Origin of the sequence: Saccharothrix sp. (assembly GCF_031180885.1) — a bacterium.
GTDB lineage: Bacteria > Actinomycetota > Actinomycetes > Mycobacteriales > Pseudonocardiaceae > Actinosynnema.
In genome coordinates, this window is record NZ_JAPSLK010000002.1 from 169,728 (window position 1) to 186,674 (window position 16,947).

The 16,947-nt window shown below is 71.5% G+C and carries 16 protein-coding genes; 7 read left to right on the forward strand and 9 right to left on the reverse strand.

Annotated features, from left to right (window positions below; all coding sequences use genetic code 11):
* Positions 1 to 41: 41 nt before the first annotated feature.
* From RIN75_RS05020 to RIN75_RS05035, 4 genes are read left to right on the forward strand one after another with little or no spacing between them, the layout of a single operon-like run.
* Entirely contained in the window at positions 42 to 842 is an 801-nt protein-coding gene (locus RIN75_RS05020) for a carbohydrate ABC transporter permease (protein WP_309110574.1), read from the forward strand.
* A complete protein-coding gene (locus RIN75_RS05025) occupies positions 839 to 2,149 on the forward strand; it encodes a sugar ABC transporter substrate-binding protein (RefSeq protein WP_309110575.1) in 1,311 nt (436 codons plus the stop codon). The genes RIN75_RS05020 and RIN75_RS05025 overlap by 4 nt, the downstream gene beginning before the upstream one ends.
* Positions 2,146 to 3,123: an ABC transporter ATP-binding protein gene (locus tag RIN75_RS05030; RefSeq protein WP_309110576.1), complete on the forward strand. Its 978-nt coding sequence runs from the start codon at positions 2,146 to 2,148 to the stop codon at positions 3,121 to 3,123. The genes RIN75_RS05025 and RIN75_RS05030 overlap by 4 nt, the downstream gene beginning before the upstream one ends.
* Positions 3,124 to 4,002, forward strand: a complete 879-nt coding sequence (locus tag RIN75_RS05035) for a sugar ABC transporter permease (RefSeq protein ID WP_309110577.1) — start codon at positions 3,124 to 3,126, stop codon at positions 4,000 to 4,002.
* On the opposite strand, the gene RIN75_RS05040 is transcribed toward RIN75_RS05035, so the two are convergent.
* Entirely contained in the window at positions 3,962 to 4,171 is a 210-nt protein-coding gene (locus RIN75_RS05040; protein ID WP_309110578.1) for a hypothetical protein, read from the reverse strand. The genes RIN75_RS05035 and RIN75_RS05040 overlap by 41 nt on opposite strands.
* 476 nt (positions 4,172 to 4,647) lie before the next feature.
* Between RIN75_RS05040 and RIN75_RS05045 the strand changes: the two genes are divergently transcribed.
* Positions 4,648 to 6,474 carry an ABC transporter ATP-binding protein gene (locus RIN75_RS05045; RefSeq protein ID WP_309110579.1) on the forward strand — a complete coding sequence of 609 codons (1,827 nt, stop codon included), beginning with the start codon at positions 4,648 to 4,650 and terminating at the stop codon, positions 6,472 to 6,474.
* Positions 6,475 to 6,532: 58 nt separating this feature from the next.
* Here the strand turns inward: RIN75_RS05045 and RIN75_RS05050 are convergent, their stop codons facing one another.
* Positions 6,533 to 7,150, reverse strand: a complete 618-nt coding sequence (locus RIN75_RS05050; protein ID WP_309110580.1) for a proteophosphoglycan 5 — start codon at positions 7,148 to 7,150, stop codon at positions 6,533 to 6,535.
* Between the two features lie 79 nt (positions 7,151 to 7,229).
* On the opposite strand from RIN75_RS05050, the gene RIN75_RS05055 reads away from it, so the two are divergent.
* Positions 7,230 to 7,889, forward strand: coding sequence for a GNAT family N-acetyltransferase (locus RIN75_RS05055; RefSeq protein WP_309110581.1), 660 nt, complete (start codon positions 7,230 to 7,232; stop codon positions 7,887 to 7,889).
* A gap of 47 nt (positions 7,890 to 7,936) precedes the next feature.
* Here RIN75_RS05055 and RIN75_RS05060 read toward each other — a convergent pair whose 3' ends face one another.
* From RIN75_RS05060 to RIN75_RS05070, 3 genes are all read right to left on the reverse strand, one after another.
* The gene (locus tag RIN75_RS05060; protein WP_309110582.1) at positions 7,937 to 11,026 is read right to left on the reverse strand and encodes a M14 family zinc carboxypeptidase; all 3,090 of its coding nucleotides are present in this window, start codon (positions 11,024 to 11,026) and stop codon (positions 7,937 to 7,939) included.
* Positions 11,027 to 11,117: 91 nt separating this feature from the next.
* Complete coding sequence (locus tag RIN75_RS05065) at positions 11,118 to 11,330, reverse strand: hypothetical protein (protein ID WP_309110583.1); 213 nt, start codon at positions 11,328 to 11,330, stop codon at positions 11,118 to 11,120.
* Positions 11,331 to 11,496: 166 nt separating this feature from the next.
* The gene (locus RIN75_RS05070) at positions 11,497 to 13,266 is read right to left on the reverse strand and encodes a serine/threonine-protein kinase (RefSeq protein ID WP_309110584.1); all 1,770 of its coding nucleotides are present in this window, start codon (positions 13,264 to 13,266) and stop codon (positions 11,497 to 11,499) included.
* A 256-nt stretch (positions 13,267 to 13,522) separates the two neighbouring features.
* On the opposite strand from RIN75_RS05070, the gene RIN75_RS05075 reads away from it, so the two are divergent.
* Entirely contained in the window at positions 13,523 to 13,822 is a 300-nt protein-coding gene (locus RIN75_RS05075) for a DUF1540 domain-containing protein (RefSeq protein ID WP_309110585.1), read from the forward strand.
* A 24-nt stretch (positions 13,823 to 13,846) separates the two neighbouring features.
* Here the strand turns inward: RIN75_RS05075 and RIN75_RS05080 are convergent, their stop codons facing one another.
* The 4 genes from RIN75_RS05080 to RIN75_RS05095 all read right to left on the reverse strand — a co-directional run bounded on the left by RIN75_RS05080 (position 13,847) and on the right by RIN75_RS05095 (position 16,870).
* Positions 13,847 to 14,572 (reverse strand): GNAT family N-acetyltransferase, encoded by a 726-nt coding sequence (locus RIN75_RS05080; protein WP_309110586.1) that lies wholly within the window; start codon positions 14,570 to 14,572, stop codon positions 13,847 to 13,849.
* 2 nt (positions 14,573 to 14,574) lie between these two features.
* A complete protein-coding gene (locus RIN75_RS05085) occupies positions 14,575 to 15,153 on the reverse strand; it encodes an FMN reductase (protein ID WP_309110587.1) in 579 nt (192 codons plus the stop codon).
* Positions 15,150 to 16,223: an LLM class flavin-dependent oxidoreductase gene (locus tag RIN75_RS05090; RefSeq protein WP_309110588.1), complete on the reverse strand. Its 1,074-nt coding sequence runs from the start codon at positions 16,221 to 16,223 to the stop codon at positions 15,150 to 15,152. The genes RIN75_RS05085 and RIN75_RS05090 overlap by 4 nt, the downstream gene beginning before the upstream one ends.
* A 251-nt stretch (positions 16,224 to 16,474) precedes the next feature.
* Positions 16,475 to 16,870 (reverse strand): RidA family protein, encoded by a 396-nt coding sequence (locus RIN75_RS05095; RefSeq protein ID WP_309110589.1) that lies wholly within the window; start codon positions 16,868 to 16,870, stop codon positions 16,475 to 16,477.
* Between the last annotated feature and the right edge of the window lie 77 nt (positions 16,871 to 16,947).

Here is a 16,947-nt window from a genome sequence, read left to right on the forward strand (position 1 = left end):
GGTTCGGGCGGCTGTGGCACTGTGGCGCAGCTTCGAAGGGGGTGCGGTCTCGGGTGTGGCGGCGTTGGGGTCCGGTGGCGGTGCTCGCCGTGTTCCTGCCACCCCTGGCGCTGTTGGTCTCCGGCTCGCTGCACCGACCGGGGCTCCCGCCGCCGACCACGCCGGACCTGCTGCCATCGCCGGTGTCCACCGAGGGGTACCGGCTGGCGGCGGAGCTGGGCGGGCTGGTCCAGGCCACGCTGAACTCGCTGCTGGTGTGCCTGGTGGCGGTGCCGTTGAGCGTGGTGGTGGCGTCGATGGCGGGGTTCGCCATGGCCCGGCTGCCGCGCCGGGTCGCGGGCTGGGTGGCCGCGTTGTCGTTGGTGGCGTTGATGGTCCCGGCGGTGGCGCTGTTGGTGCCGCGCTTCGCGGTGTTCCGGCTGGCGGGCCTGACCGACACGCTGGTGCCGCTGGTCGCGCCCGCGTTGATCGCCACCTCGCCGCTGTTCCCGCTGGTCTACTACCTGGCCTTCCGCGCGATTCCCGGTGAGCTGTGGGAGGCGTGCGCGATGGAGGACCTGTCGCCGCTGCGCACGTGGTGGCGGGTCGGGATGCCGCTGGTGCGGCCGGCGACGGCGGGCACGGCCGCGCTGACGTTCGTGCTGACCTGGTCGAACTTCCTCGACCCGCTGGTGTTCCTGTACGACCGGGAGCTGTTCACCCTGCCGCTGGCGCTGCGGTCGCTGGCGACGCTGGACGCGGCGGACTTCCCGGTGTTCCTGGCGGGGGCGGTCGTGGCGACCGTGCCCGCGCTCGTGGTCTTCGTGGTCGCCCAACGCGACCTGAAGGGGGTTTCCCGATGAGAGCACGTGCGTTGGCGGTGGCGGCGCTGGTCGTGGCGGGGTGCGCGGGCACCGAGGAGGGGTCGGCGACGAGCTTGCTGGTGTTCGGCGACCCGCACGAGTTGGCCGCCTACCGGTCGTTGGAAGCCGCCTACGAGAAGGCCAACCCGGGCGCGGACGTGGAGCTGGTCGAGGCGAGCGACCGCAAGGACCTCATCGCGCGGCTGTCCACGTCCATCGCCGGCGGGAAGCCACCGGACCTGTTCCTGATGAACTACCGGTTCTACGGCCAGTTCGCGGCCAAGAACGCGATCGAGCCGGCCGCGCCGATGCTGGCCGCGTCGAAGGCGTTGCAGGCCGACGACTTCTTCCCGCAGGCGCTGGAGGCGTTCCAGGTGCGCGGGGAGCAGATGTGCATGCCGCAGAACATCTCCAGCCTGGTCGTCTACTACAACAAGGACCTGTTCACGAAGTACGGGGTGGCCTTGCCGCGCGCCGGGTGGTCGTGGGACGACATGGTGGCGACGGCGATCGCGTTGACCCGGGACGCCAACGGTGACGTGGTGAAGGGGGTCGACTTCGACCAGCCCGGGGCCGCGCCGACCGGTCCGCCGCCCGCCGAGTACGGCCTGGCGGTGTCGCCGGAGCTGATCCGGCTGGCCCCGTTCGCGTGGTCCAACGGGGGCAGGCTGTTCGACGACGACCGCTCCCCCACCCGCATCGCGTTCGACGAGCCCGCGGTGGCCGCGTTGCAGAACTTCATCGACCTGCGCGGGCGGCACGGGGTGGTGCCCACCGACCAGGAGGTGGAGAGCCAGGACGACGAGGCCCGGTTCGCCGCCGGGAAGCTCGCCATGCTGATGTCGTCGCGCCGGTCCACCACGACGTTCCGGGCGATCTCCGGGTTCGACTGGGACGTGGCCGCGCTGCCCGTCTACAAGACACCAGCGACCGTGCTGCACAGCGATGCCTACTGCGTCACGCGTGGGTCGTCGGACAAGGCGGCGGCGTGGAAGTTCGTCGAGTTCGCGCTGGGCGCGGAGGGTGCGGCGATCATGGCCGGGACCGGGCGGACCGTGCCGTCGAACAAGGCGGTGGCCCAGTCGCCCGCGTTCCTCGACCCGGGTGCCAAGCCGCGCAACGCCCAGGTGTTCCTCGACTCGATCCCGGCCGTCCGGGCCACGCCGACGATCTCGACGTGGCCGGAGATCGAGGACGTGGCCAACGGCATCCTGGAGAACGCCTTGTACTACAACCAGCCCACGACGGAAGTCGTGCGCTGGTTGGACGAGCAGACCAGACCGCTGTTCGAACGCGCGAACAAATGACCGGGGTCGAACTGGTCGGGGTGCGGGCGGCGCACGACCGGCACGAGGTGCTGCGGGGTGTCGACCTGGTCGTGCCGCGCGGGGAACTGCTCGCGGTGCTGGGTCCGTCGGGGGCGGGGAAGTCGACGCTGCTGCGGGTCGTCGCGGGCCTGCACCCGGTGTCGGCGGGCGCGGTGCGGATCGCCGGGCGGGACGTGACGGCGACGAGTCCGGGCGGGCGGGACGTGGCCATGGTGTTCCAGTCGCACGCCCTGTTCCCGCACCTCACGGTCGCGGACAACATCGCGTTCGGGCACCGGGTGCGGGGCCTGCGGCGCGGTCCGGCGCGGGCGATCGCGGCCCGGGCCGCCGAGGTCGCGGGCTGCGAGCACCTGCTGGACCGCCGCCCGCACCAGTTGTCCGGCGGGGAGCGGCAGCGGGTGGCGTTGGCGCGGGCGCTGGTCCGGGAGCCGGCGGTGTTCCTGCTGGACGAGCCGCTGTCCAATTTGGACGCTTCGCTGCGCGAGCGGACCCGGGCGGAGTTGCGGGCGCTGCACGACCGGGTCGGAGCGACCATGCTGCACGTCACCCACGACCGGGTCGAGGCGCTGACCCTGGGCGACCGGGTGGCCGTGGTGCGGGACGGGCTGGTCGAGCAGGTCGGGACGCCGGAGGAGGTCTGGCGGCGGCCGGCGACCCGGTTCGTGGCCACGTTCGTGGGGCCGATGAACGTGCTGCCCGGTGACGGCCCCTGGCGGGCGGACGCGCATAGCGTGGGGTTCCGGCAGGAGGCGGTCCGGTTGGCGGACAACGGTGTTCCTGGCCGGGTGGTCCGTGTTGAGGTTGTCGGCGAGGACGCGTACGTGCACCTTGATGTCTCCTCGCACCCAGTGGTGGCCCGGGTTCCCACGGTCGAACGACCGGCGGTCGGGACCGAGGTGTTGCTGGAGGTCAAGGACCTGCACCTGTTCGACGAGTCCGGGAATCGGGCCTAGATGAAGGACCGGCAGCTGTGGCTGATGCTGTTGCCCTACCTGGTCGGGCTCGTCGTGCTGGTGTTCGGTCCCGCGCTGGTGACGGCGGCGATGGCGTTCACCGAGTACGACCTGATCGGGTCGCCGCAGTGGATCGGCCTGGCGAACTTCGTCGAACTGGCGACGAGCGTGCCGTTCCGGGCCGCGCTGGAGAACTCGCTGGTGTTCGCGGCCATCGCGGTGCCCCTGCGGGTGGCCGCCGCGTTGGGCCTCGCCCTGCTGCTGCACCGCCGCGCACCCGGTGCCGGCACCGCTCGGACGGTCGCGACGCTGCCCACCGCCGTGCCCGAGATCGCCTACGGGCTGCTGTGGCTGTGGCTGTTCAACCCGCTGTACGGGCCGGTGAACCAACTCGTGCGCCTGGTCGACGACACCGCGGCCCCCGCCTGGCTCACCGCGCCGAACGACGCCCGCGCGGCGATCATCGTGATGAGCCTGTTCACCATCGGCGAGATGCTGGTGGTGCTGCTGGCCGCCCGCCGTGCACTGCCGCAGGAAGTCTTCGAACTGGCGGCGTTGGAGGGCTCGTCGGGCTGGTCGCTGGCGCGCCGGGTCACGCTGCCCATGCTCGCGCCGGTCATCGCGCTGCTGGTGCTGCGGGACACCATCCTGAGCTTCCAGTTCTCGTTCGTGCCCGCGCTGGTGGTGACCGAGGGCGGTCCACCGCCGTACTCGACCACTTACCTCTCGCTCTACATCTACCGCAACGCCTTCGAGTACCTGCGCTACGGCCATGCGGCGGCGGCCACGCTGGTGGTGCTCGCCCTGACCGCGATCGCCGTCTACGCGCAGTGGCTGGTCATCCGGCGCTACCGCGCGCTCGCTCGTCGTCCACTTTAGACAGCGGCAGCCCGGCCGCCCCCTGCTCCACCAGTGCCCGGCACGTCCCCGGCACCCCGCGCACCAGCCGGGCCCCGCCCACCACCCACACCTCGCGGCCGGCCACGCGGCACAGCGACTCCCGAGCGCCCACCCCGCCGACCACACGCACCGCGCCACCGACGTCCACCACGACCACCTCCCGCAGGCGCCCCCACGCTACGAGCCGGCACCGGCCCACCCGCGCCGGCTGTCAACCTCTGTCAACTCCCGCACCCGCGCCGGCTGTCCACCTCCCTCAACTCCCGGACCCGCCGGTCGAACCCCCACCACCTCGGGCGCGTCCCGCCACCGCGCCGCGAGCCGCGCCCGCAGCCCCCGCAACTCCTCGGCGATCAACGCGGTCCCGGACCAGGGTGCAGGGGTGGAGTGCTCTGCGGCAGCGCCCCCTGACGCTAGCCCGCAAGCCCTCCTCATGGCGCACCCTGGCGGCTTTGCGCCACCAATCCATACGGATGCGTATGGAACCGGCGTTCGACGAGACTTCGACCACGGCCCGTTCGGCAACGTCCTAAAAGGACCGTCCCCGATATTCGTTCGCCGGCGCCGCCGCCCCTGCGGCAGCATGTCGTGGCAACCCCACAAAACACCGGTGAAGGGATACCTGTGCCCGAATCGCCCGACCACGCGGATCCCGCTCCGCGCGAACGCAAGACGGCGGTCCTGCTGGCACTGCGCTACTACGGCCGCGAACTGGTGCGCCAGAAGGCGATGGCCGCACCCGCGCTGATCTTGCCCGCCCTGGGCAACATCGGCCTGAGCTACCTCGCACCCCTGGTGGTCGCCGCGCTGGTCGGCCGCCTCGCCGCCGGCGGCGACGCCACCGCCGCCACGGTCCTGCCCTACGTCCTGGGCTTCGCGGGCATCCTGCTGTTCGCGGAAGTGTTGTGGCGCATCGGCATCCACTGCCTCAACCGCACCGACGGCCGGGGCATCGAACGCCTCGCCGTGGTCGGCATGGACGAGCTGCTGGCCAAGGACGCGGCGTTCTTCCACGACAACTTCGCGGGCTCGCTGACGAAGCGCGTGCTCAGCTTCGCCGGGCGGTTCGAGGAGTTCGTGGACACGCTCGCGTTCTCGGTGATCGCCAACCTGGTGCCGCTGATCTTCGCGTCGGTAGTGCTGTGGCGCTACGACCCGATGCTGGTCGTCGTGCTGGTCGGCCTGATCATCGTGACCGGATTCGGTGTCGCGCCGCTGGTGCGCCGCCGGCAGAAGCTGGTCGACGAGCGCGAGGCCGCGTACGCCCGGGTGTCCGGGCACGTCGCGGACACGCTGACCAACATGGAGACGGTCCGGGCGTTCGCCGCGGAACCCCGGGAGGCCGCCGAGCACCGGGCCCGGGTCGCCGAGAACCGGCGGCTGGCGATGCGGTCCTGGGACTACGGCAACCTGCGCATCGACACCCTGGTCGCGCCGATGTCCGTGCTCACCAACGCGCTGGGCCTGCTGGTCGCGGTGACCTTGAGCGACGGGCTGGGCGTCGAGGCGATCCTGGTGACGTTCGCCTACTACAGCAGCGCCACCCGGATCATGTTCGAGTTCAACCAGATCTACCGCCGCATGGAGAGCGCTCTCACCGAGGCGGCCCAGTTCACCGAACTCCTGCTGGACCCGCCGACCGTGCTCGACCCGCCCGCGCCCGAACCGCTGCGCGCCTCCGCCGCGGACGTCCGGTTCGACCGGGTGACCTTCGCGCACGCGCCGGGCAAGCCGCTGTTCGAGGGGCTGGACCTGGACATCCCGGGCGGCACGAAGATCGGCCTGGTGGGTCGGTCGGGTGGCGGTAAGACCACGCTGACCCGGCTCCTGCTGCGGCTGATGGACATCCAGGGCGGCCGGATCCTGGTCGGCGGCCAGGACATCGCCAAGCTGCGGCAGGCGGACCTGCGCGGGCTGATCGCGTACGTCCCGCAGGAGCCCGCCATGTTCCACCGGACGCTGCGCGACAACATCGCGTTCGCCCGGCCGGACGCGACGGAGGAGGACATCCAGCGCGCCGCCCGCGCCGCGCACGTGACGGAGTTCGCGCAGTCCCTGCCCGACGGCTTCGACACGCTGGTCGGCGAGCGCGGTGTGAAGCTGTCGGGCGGCCAGCGGCAACGGGTCGCGCTGGCCCGCGCCATCCTGCGGAACGCGCCGATCCTGCTGCTGGACGAGGCGACCAGCGCGCTGGACTCGGAGAGCGAGATCCTGGTCCAGGAAGCGTTGTGGCGGCTGATGGAGGGCCGCACCGCGATCGTGGTCGCGCACCGGCTGAGCACCATCGTCCGGATGGACCGCCTGGTGGTGCTCGACCGGGGCCGGATCGTGGAGCAGGGCACGCACGAGGAGTTGCTCCGCGAACAGGGCACCTACGCCCGCCTGTGGCACCACCAGTCGGGCGGGTTCCTCACCGAGGAGACGGAGGCGGAAGCGACCACCGTCTCGTGATCAGGGGTGGGGCACGGATTCCGTGCCCCACCTCGCTCATGGACCTTCCAGGCCGCTGTCACACCTCGCGGAACTTCCGGGCCGCCGCCACTCCCGCCGCCACGTCCCAGCCCGTGGCCCCCACAACTGCCGCCATGTGCGCTTCGGTCACGTCGCCGTCCGCGGCGATCAGGGCGTCGATCGCCCCAGCGTCAGGCCGCACGGGCGCGTCCTGGGTGAACTCGGTGATCGCCTCGCGGCAGCTCCGGTCGTCCAGTGCAGGCAGGCCGACCGACTCGAACCCGTCGTCGAGGTCGTAGGGCGCACGCTGCCACCGCCCGCCCTCGAAGCCGTAGACGAACCCCACCCAGAGCCCCTGGTCGACGACCACCCGAACCGGCGGGGACCACCAGTCCGGCGCGCCGGCCAGCAGGTCGGTCTCCGGCTCCTCGAAGTACTCGGCCGCGTTGGCGTAGTAGGTCTCGGAGTACTCGTGGTCGTGCCCGAGCAGGACCGCCCGGCCGCCGCCGAGGTGGTGCAGGTCCGCCCAGTTCCCGCCGCCGTCGTCGAAGTGCCACACGGTCCCGTCGGCGTGGCAGTTGGCGCCCCAGCCGCGCGCCGCGCACACCGCCGCGAACGCCGCCCACCGACCGCGCAGGCGCAGCGGATCGGGCAGTTCCACCTCGACCAGTCCCACCGGTCCTCCTTTCGCCCAAGTCATGACCCCAGCCACCTATTGCCATATACTTGCAACAAGCTCACCCGACGGAGGACCCATGACCGGCTTGGCGCAGCACTCCCTCACCGACCTCGTCCGCCTGTGGGAACGGGGCTGGCGCGAGTGCCGCGGCTGGCCGACCCCCGAGGAGGCCGGCGGCGGCCTGCACCTGTTGCAGGAACAGCCCCACCGCCACCGCGAGATCATCGCACTGCACGACGACGACACCACGGTGAGCACCCTGGCCGAGGAAGCCGCCGCCGCGACCAAGCCGACGTGGGTCACCGTCCCCACCACCAGACCCGACGAGGTCACGAGAACACTCCAGTCCGCCAGCCTGACCCCGCGCGACACCCTCGAGTACCTGATGACCCGCCCGTTGTCCGGCCACCCGACCCGCACCCCCGCGGACCTCTACCAAGTCACGACTACCCGCACCGGCCCTCTCATCAAGGTCGAAGTGCACACCGACGACGATTGGGCCGCCCGCGGCCAAACGTCCGTGGTAGACGGCTACACGGTCCCCGACAAGATCGAAACCCACCCCGACCACCGCCGCCGCGGCCTGGGCACGATGGTGATGGGCACCCTCATCACCGAGGCGATGGCCGACAGCGCCCACACCGGCATCCTCATCGCCAGCCCCGAGGGCCAGGCCCTCTACACCTCACTCGGCTGGACCACGACCGCCACCGTAATCATCGCCACCAACACCTGAAGACGGGTTGGCGCGGCAGCGCTGTCGCACCAACCCGTCTCCGGCGGTCACCCGCCGAGGAGGTGGTCCAGGACGCGGTCCAAAACCTGCGTGCGGGCCGTCGCGTCGGTGATGCCCTCGAAGCCGAAACCGAAGTACAGCGTGTCGGCCGTGGCCACCACCGCGCCCTCCGGGAACCCCGCCGCGGTGATGCGCGCGAAGTCGTTGGGGTTGGCCGTGCTGCCCGGCGGCGGGCCGGTGATCGCCCAGCCGTCCAGGCCGTTCTCGAACGACGTGCTCCCCTCGCCCGTGGACACCTCGATGTCGTCGATGAACACGCCCAGGCCCTGGATCGACCAGTCGCTGACGTAGGCGATGGCGACCTCGACCTGCGCTCCCGCGTAGCCGCTCAGGTCGACGCGCCACTGCTGCCAGCCGCCGGAGCTGCCGGACGCCGCGTGCCACTCACCCGTGGACCCGACCGGCGAGCACGTGCCGTCGGGGTTGAGGGTCTGGTAGTGGTCCAGCTGCGGGTGCAGTTCGCGCCAGCCCTCCGGGCAGCTGTCGCCGGTGTCGGTGGACGTGTGGCCGTTGGTGTCGGGCAGGGTCGTCCAGTTCTCCGTGCCGACCGGACGGGCCTCGACGAACAGGTGGTCCCACGCGGGTTCGATGTCGTAGGAGGTCCAGAACGTCATGGTCGCGCCGGCCGCGGGCACGTCGATCGTCCGGGTCAGCCGCTTGTAGGAGACGTCCCCGATCTGCGAGTACACGTAGTAGTCGCCGGTGTGCGGGTCGAACGGCCCGCCCGCCCGCTCCCACGCCGCCACCGGGGTGCTCGCGAACTGCGGGTACCGGTCCGCGGGCAGCAGGGCGCTGGTGCTGATGAACGACGCCGTCCGCGACTGGTTCTGCGCGCTGTCGGTGCCGTTGAGCGTGAAGGCCAAGCCCTCCAACGGGGTCGCCACGCCGCGGACCGGCAGCGCTTCGCCGGTCTCGCCGTCCAGCCCGGCTCCGGCGTTGAGCAGACCCGCGCCGAACCAGTACTCCAGGACGTCGTTGACGCCGTTGCCCGAACCGCTCAGCGGACGGCAGCGCGGCGCCACGGCCCCGGTGCACGGCGCGTTCTCGAACGGGTCGTAGAGCTGGGTGCCCAGCGCGGTGCTGTACTGGTGCCCGGCGGAGTTGCCGGTGTAGAACACCTTCCCGCCCTCGTTGAGGTAGTCGCGCACCTCGAACAGCTCGGTCTGGGCGAGGCTGGAGACGTTGCCGGCGGTCATGCCGGGTTCGCGGGTGACCAGGTCGTCGCCCGTGTACCAGATCACCGCGTCGTAGTGGGACAGCACGCCCAACGCGTCCGGCGCGGTGCGGCCGTTGGCGTCCACGTCGTAGACGTCGTAGGACATGCCCAGGGCGTTCAGCGCGTCGGCGTAGTACGACACGTACTGCGGCGCCGTCACGCCGGGCTTGGCCGGCGACAGGCCCGTGTAGTCCTCCGCCGCCATCACCAGCACGCGGGCGCCGCTCTCCGCCGCGGCCCGGTACTCGAAGGACGAACTGGTCGCGCCGCCGCCCTCGAACCACACCTTGACCGTGTCACCCGGGTTCGTGCCGGTCACCTGCCCGGTCATGACGTGGTAGTAGTTCGAGTTGCCCACGCCGTAGCGCTCACCACCGGCCCACTCGCTGGTCGGCGCGCTCTGCACCGCACCGCCGTTGACCTGCCAGCGCGCGGTGACCGCGCCCAGCGAACGCTTCGCCAGCACCCGCACCTCCTGCGGGTCGCCGTAGGAGACGTCGAAGGTGAAGTCCAGCATGGACAACGGCCCGTTCTCCGGGTCGGCGTCGGCCTGGTCGAGGTAGAACGGCTGCGCGGTGATGCCCACCGCCGACTGCGGGTTCGCCGGGTCGGTCGCCGACCGGGCCAGGGACAGCGAGAACGGCAGGGTCTTCTGGAACTCCGCCTCCACCAGCGCCTCGTCGTCGGGGAACACGAACCCGCAACCGTCGCAGCCCTCACCCAGTTCCGGGGTGAACGCGACGGTGCCGGCGGCGCTGTCGGCGTAGTCGGTGGTCTCGCCGTTGGTCACGTACAGCTCGTCGGAGCTGATGCCCGGGTCGAAGCCGGCGATCGCCGGGTTGGCGTCGGTGCCCGCCAGGGCCACGTAGATCGGGTTGTCCGCCTCGGGCGAGCCGGTCTGCCAGCCCTGCGGGTAGAGGATCCAGTTGCCCGTGGAGTGCCAGTTCGACTGGAACTTCGGCTTGACCCGGTCGATCAGGCCCTGCATGGCCCGGGTCTCCGGCTCGGAGGCCGCGCCCGGGCCGCGGTAGGTCTCGCTGGACGGGGTGGACGACGAGCCCTCGTTGTCGTAGTCCCAGTGCTCGTCGAAGTTGCGGTTCGGGTCGACGCCGTCGCCCGGGTTCACCGCGCCGTTGCCGTCGTTGTCGCGGAGGTTCTTGCGCCACAGGCGTTCCACGTCGAACGAGTACTGGTAGCCGTCCGGGTTGGCGACCACCACGAACCACAGCTCGGTGGTCTTGAGCAGGTCCTTGACCACCGGGTCGTCGGCCTTGAACCGGTCGATGAAGTGGCGCAGCAGCCGCCGGTTGACCTCGACGCTGATCCACTCGCGGGCGTGCTGCAACGACGAGTACAGCACCGCCGGGCGCGCGCCGTCCCGGATGCCCGGCGCGCCCTGGGTGACCTTCAGGCCGATGATCTCGCGGCCCTGGGCGGTGCGGCCCAGCACGGACAGCTTGACCAGGTTGCGGTTGGCGCGGGCCAGCGAGTACAGCTCGTCGCGGATGCCGCCGGGCTCGTCGAACGACCGCCACACGGTGTAGCCGTTCACGGCCTGCTCGGCGGCCAGTTGGCGGGCCGACTTGCCGTCCTTGGACTTCTTCACCTCCAGCGGGACACCGCGCTGCGCCAGCCGGTCCCGCTCGCTGTCCGCCAGCACCACCTCGACCCGCACCCGTTCACCGACCACCCGGCTGGACACCACGTCGAGCCCTTCGCGGACCAGGGCCGCCGCGTCGGTCGGCGCGACCTCCGCGACGTAGACGTCGAGCGGGTCGGTGGACGGCGCCGCCGCGGCGGGGGTGGTGACCCCGGCGAGGACCAGGGTCAGCGAGGCGAGGACGGCAGCGGACCGCTTCATGGCGCGCTCCTTCCGAGCATCCGGGCGGCGGCGGAAGTCCTGCCCTGCGACGCTACGCCCGTCGGAGGTGACCGCTATGGGCCGAAAGGCCCTATAGCCGGCAGGGGCTCGCGGTGCGTCGGTGATCGGTCACGCGGCGGAACAGCCGGTTCAGGTAAAGGAAGTCGGTGCCGTCGTGTTCCAGGTGGGCGAACTCCCTTCGCGCGCCGTCCAGCTCCGCCACGAACCGGCCGCGACCGGTGGGCGTGACCGGCTTGCGCGGCTCCGGCCCCAACGCCCAGCACAGACCGCAGCTTGAGTCCACTGTGGACCCTTCGCGCAGGCTGACTGACCTGCTCCTCGCGCATCGCCTGCGCGGACCCCACGGCGCTGTTGTCCAGGTGGGCGGCGGTGAACCGCAGGAGGTCGCGGGCGGCGCCAGTAGCCGGGGACGTCGTGACGGGCGGCGAGGTCGTGGAGGTAGCCGAGGGTCATGCCTGGCCGTCGATCATCCAGACGCCCCTGACCGGCACCAGTGTGTAGACGTGGTTGTAGGTCTCGGTGGCGCCGGCCTTCGTGGTGTAGGTGATGGTCGCGGCGACCCGGTTCTCACCTTGGGGGCTGATGTTCGACAGCTGCACGGCGGCGATCTTGCCCCAGAAGTCCTGGTATTCCGCGAAGGTCTGGCCACCGTTGAAGGTGGTGCGGAAGTTCTCGGTGAGGCGGGACCAGCCGGCCTGGGTGTCGGCGGGGAGGAGGGCGTAGTAGTCGGTGAGGCCCTTGTCCGCGCCGCCGGCCGGTTGCGGGGGTGCGGTGGTCGCCTGCGTGGTGGTGGTCGTGGGTTGGTCGTCGGAGGTGACCGGGGGCTGTTGCGGTTCGGGGCTGGGTTCGGTGGTGGTCGAGGTGGACTGGTCGGTGGGGCCGGCGGCCGGGTCGGTGGGGGTCTTGTCGCGGTTGAGCAGGACGACACCCACGACGACGGCGAGCAGCACGGCGAGTCCGGCGGCCAGGAGGACGATGGCGCGCTTGCGGTCGCGCTGCTCCGCTTCGTCCTCGATGGGCCGGGTCACGGGTGGGGTGTCGGCGGCCGGCGCGGCCGGGCTGTACGCAGCGGCCGGCTGAGCGGCGGGGGGCGTCGGCGGCCCGTAGGAGGCCGGCTGAGCCGCGGGCGGCGTGGGCGGGCCGTAGGCGGCCGGCCGGGCGGCGGGCGGCGTGGGTGGGTTGGCTGCGTCCGGCGTCGGCGCGGCGGCGGGTGACTGAGCGGCGGGCGGGGTTGCCGGCGGTGGCGTGGGCGGGTTGTCACCGGTCGGCGCGGGCGCCTCGGGCGCGGGCTCGGCGGCGGCCTCCTCCGCTCCCGACGCGGGCTCGGTGTCGGCCGGGACAGTCGGCGGAACGATGACGCGGGTTGCCGGGGCCTGGGGCAGCGCGGCGGCCAGGACCGTCGCGGGGTCGACCGTCTCCTCGCTGAGCATCCGGACCGCTTCGGCCATCGTCGGCCGGGTCTCCGGGTTCGGGTCCAGCAGCCGGGTCAGGACCGGTTCCAGCGACCCCGCGTTCTGCGGCGGCGGGTACTTGCCCTCGGCCGCCTTGTGCAGCAGCAGGATCGGGTTGCCGTCCGTGCCGAACGGCGGCGCACCCTCCAGCGCCGCGTACAGGGTCGCGCCGACCCCGAACACGTCCGCCGGGAACCCGATCTCCTCACCCCGCGCGACCTCCGGGGCCAGGTAGGCGGGCGTGCCGACGAGCATGCCGGTCGCCGTGATCGTCCCCTCCCCGGCCACGCGGGACGTGCCGAAGTCGGTCACCTTCACCGTGCCGAACTCGGTCACCAGCACGTTGCCGGGCTTGACGTCCCGGTGCACGACACCGGACGCGTGCGCCGCCGCCAGCCCCGCCGCCAACTGGGCGCCGACCCGTCTGACCTCGTCCGGCGGCATGGTGCCGCGCTCGGCCAGGATCGCCGCGAGGCTGCGCGACGGCAGGTACTCCATCACCAGCCACGGCCGGTTGTCGTCCTCGACCACGTCGTAGAGCGCGATCACGTTGGCGTGCTGGAGCCGCGCGGCGATCCGGCCCTCGCGGACCGCGCGGCGCACCGAGTCCGAGTCGAAACCGTTGCGGGTCACCAACTCCTTGAGCGCGACGATGCGCCGCAACCGGGTGTCCTCGGCGCGCCACACCACGCCCATGCCACCCGCGCCGATCCGGTCCGTCAACCGGTACCGGCCCGCGACGGTGCGCTCCTCCACCACTTCCCCCATCCCCTCAGCGATCGCGTCCGCCCGATCCGGCGACCGTCGAACGTGTGTACCCGACCACGATGCCGGCCGACGGCCGCCCCGTCCGCGAGCACCCCGTGGTGTGTCGCGCACACCCCGACGCGCCGGCACCCGCAAATGCAGGTCACGACCACGGAATGAAATGAATGGTAAGGCTAACCTAATCATTCTCGTGTTGCGACCATGGAATAGCTGGGGCACTGTGCGAAACGGCGAAACAAACGACCGAGGAGCCGGGATGACCACCACTGAAATGCCCCATGTCGCCGAGTGCACCGTCGCGGGCTGTTCGTACAACCACGACGGCTGCCACGCCTTCGCCATCACCGTGAGCGGCCACAACGGCGCCGCCGACTGCGGCACCTTCATCCCGTTGTCGCGCAAGGGCGGTCTGGACCGGGTGATCGCCCAGGTCGGCGCGTGTTCGCGCACCGACTGCACCTACAACAAGGACTTGGAATGCTCGGCCGCCGACATCCGCGTCGGTCCGGGCGAGGGCGGGCACGCGGCGAACTGCCTCACCTACCAGCCCACGTAGAAATCCTCGCCGGTCGCCCGCGCGTCACGCCTCCGGCTTCGACCACCAGTTGGCGTTCGTCACCACGTCGAAGCCGAACGAGTCGTACAGCGGGCGGCCGGCCTTGGTCGCGGTGAGCGTCACCGGCACGTCCGTCCCGTCGAGCGCCGCGCACAGCAGCGCCCGCCCGACACCTCGTGACCGGTGCTCGGGCAGTGTCGTCACCCAGTAAAGACCGGTCGCATTCGCGTCCAGAATGGACAAACAAGCGCCGGCCACCGATCCTTCGCGGGTCACCAGGTGCATCCGCGCGTCGGGCCGGTCGAGCAGGGCGGGCGTGAACGCCTCCCCCGGCGCGAACCCGGGCAGCGGGAACCCGTCCAAAACCACCCGCTCGAAGACCGCGACCCGGTCAGCGGTCTCGACCCGCGCCACCTCCAACGAAGGCGCGGCCACCGGTCCCGGCTGGCGCGCCATCACCGGCAGTTCACGCGCCTCCAGCCCCCACGGGGCGCAGTCGAGCACCCCGAACGAGTCCTCGATCGTCACCCGCCGCGCACCCGCCGCCGCGACCAGCTCGCCCACCTCGGCGACGTCGTCCGCGCCCGGCTCCGGGTCCACCACCAGCACCCGCAGCAACCCCGGCCCCCGCATCGCGGAGAAACCCGGTCGACGGATCAGCTCGTGCCCCCGGGTCTCGGCGAGCACGGTCAGCAGGACGTCGGAGTTGTGCGTGGCGAGCGCGAGCGCGGCGGGGACGACGGAGGTCATGATCAGACTTTAGGCTTGAGCAACTGGTCGAACGGCACGAATTTGTCCTCCGGCTTCACCGGAACCCGCCCCTCCAGCAGCCCGGCCAGCTCGCCCGCCGCCCGCTCGACCCGATCCGACAGGCCCTGCGGCGCGCCCCAGTCCGAGGACGCCGCGTACACACCGGTCGGCACCACGACCGCCCGCAGGTAGGCGAACAGCGGGCGCAAGGCGTGGTCGAGGACCAGGGAGTGCCGCTCCGTCCCGCCGGTCGCCGCGATCAGCACCGGCTTGCCGACCAGCGAGTCCGGCTCCAGCACGTCGACGAACGACTTGAACAGCCCGCTGTAGGAGGCGTTGAACGTCGGCGTCACCACGATCAACCCGTCGGCGGTCACGACGTCGTCCACGACCTCCCGCAACCGGGCGCTCGGGAAGCCGGTGACCAGGTTGTCCGCCACGTCCCGCGCGACGTCGCGCAGCCGGATCGACCGGACCTCCACGGGCAGCGCACGGTCCACGGCGGCGGCGAGCCGGTCGGCCAGCAGGTGGCTGGACGACGGCTCGCCGAGACCCGCCGACACCACGGCCAGGGTCGTCACTTCACGGTCTCCTTCGCGAGCGAGGCGTGGGTGGGGGCGTCCGGCACGTCGGCCGGGCGGCCGATCGCGAACTCGCGGCGCAGCACCGGCACGATCTCGCCGAGCAGGTCGAGCTGCTCCAGCACGGTCTTCAGCGGCAGGCCGGCGTGGTCCATGAGGAACAGCTGGCGCTGGTAGTCGCCGAAGTGCTCGCGGAAGGTCAGCGTCTTGTCGATGACCTCCTGCGGGCTGCCCACGGTCAGCGGCGTCTGGGCCTGGAACTCCTCCAGCGACGGGCCGTGGCCGTAGACGGGGGCGTTGTCGAAGTACGGGCGGAACTCCCGGACGGCGTCCTGCGAGTTGCGGCGCATGAACACCTGGCCGCCGAGGCCGACGATCGCCTGGTGCGCGGCGCCGTGCCCGTAGTGCTCGAAGCGCTCCCGGTAGAGGTTGATCAGCCGCTGGAAGTGCTCCTTGGGCCAGAAGATGTTGTTGGCGAAGAACCCGTCGCCGTAGTAGGCGGCCTGCTCCGCGATCTCCGGGCTGCGGATCGACCCGTGCCACACGAACGGCGGGACGCCGTCCAGCGGGCGGGGCGTCGAGGTGAACGACTGGAGCGGGGTGCGGAAGCGGCCCTGCCAGTCCACCACGTCCTCGCGCCACAACCGGTGCAGCAGGTGGTAGTTCTCGATGGCCAGGTCGATGCCGTCGCGGATGTCCTTGCCGAACCACGGGTACACCGGGCCGGTGTTGCCGCGACCCATGATCAGGTCGACCCGGCCGTCGGCCAGGTGCTGGAGCATCGCGAAGTCCTCGGCGATCTTGACCGGGTCGTTCGTGGTGATCAGCGTGGTGGCGGTGGACAGCACGAGGCGCTGCGTGCGGGCCGCGATGTAGCCGAGCATCGTGGTCGGCGAGGACGGCACGAACGGCGGGTTGTGGTGCTCGCCGGTCGCGAACACGTCCAGGCCGACCTCCTCGGCCTTCAACGCGATCGCGACCATCGCCTTGATGCGCTCGGCCTCGGTCGGCGTCCGGCCCGTGGTGGGGTCGGGCGTCACGTCGCCGACGGTGAAGACACCGAACTGCATAACCGCTCCTCGGTCCAAGTAGTTGCACTTTCAACTACTGGCCACAACCGTACCCCGTCCACCGCTATTCCGCTCCACCGGGGTGGCGCGGACCACGTACCTTGTGCGGGTGCCGGAGTCCCCGGGTTCGCCGGAGGCGCTGCGCGCCGCCCTGCCCACCGCCGACGACCTCGTCCGGGTGCTCGACGTCACCGCATCGGCGCTGGAAGCCTGACCGCCCCGCTGCCCGCGCACGGGCAGCGGGTTCGGCCTCACGCGACGGCCGTCGCCTCCAGCTCGACCATCAGCGTCGGGATCGCCAGCCGGGTCACCCCGAGCATGGTCGTGCTCGGCGCCACCCCGGCCGCGCCCAACCGGGCCGCCAGCACGCCGTAGTGCTGGAACAGCAGGTCGACGTCCGTGGTGTAGACGTTGAGCCGGACGACGTTCGCCAGCGACATGCCCGCCTCGCCGAGCACGGCCTCCAGGTTGTCCAGGGTCAACGCCAGCTGCGCCGCCATGTCGCCCTCGTGCTGGGGCTTCCCCTCAGCGTCCATCGCGGTCTGCCCCGAGCAGTACAGGGTCCGGGTCTGCCCCGAGACGACCTCGCCCTGGTTGAACCCCATCTCCACCGACCACGGCCACGGGTTGACCGCGGTTCGTTCCATCGCCACAAGTGCCCCATTCGATTCGATCCACGCGCCGCCCCACGGCGTCGCAGCAACCAGCCTCCGCGCTAATCACG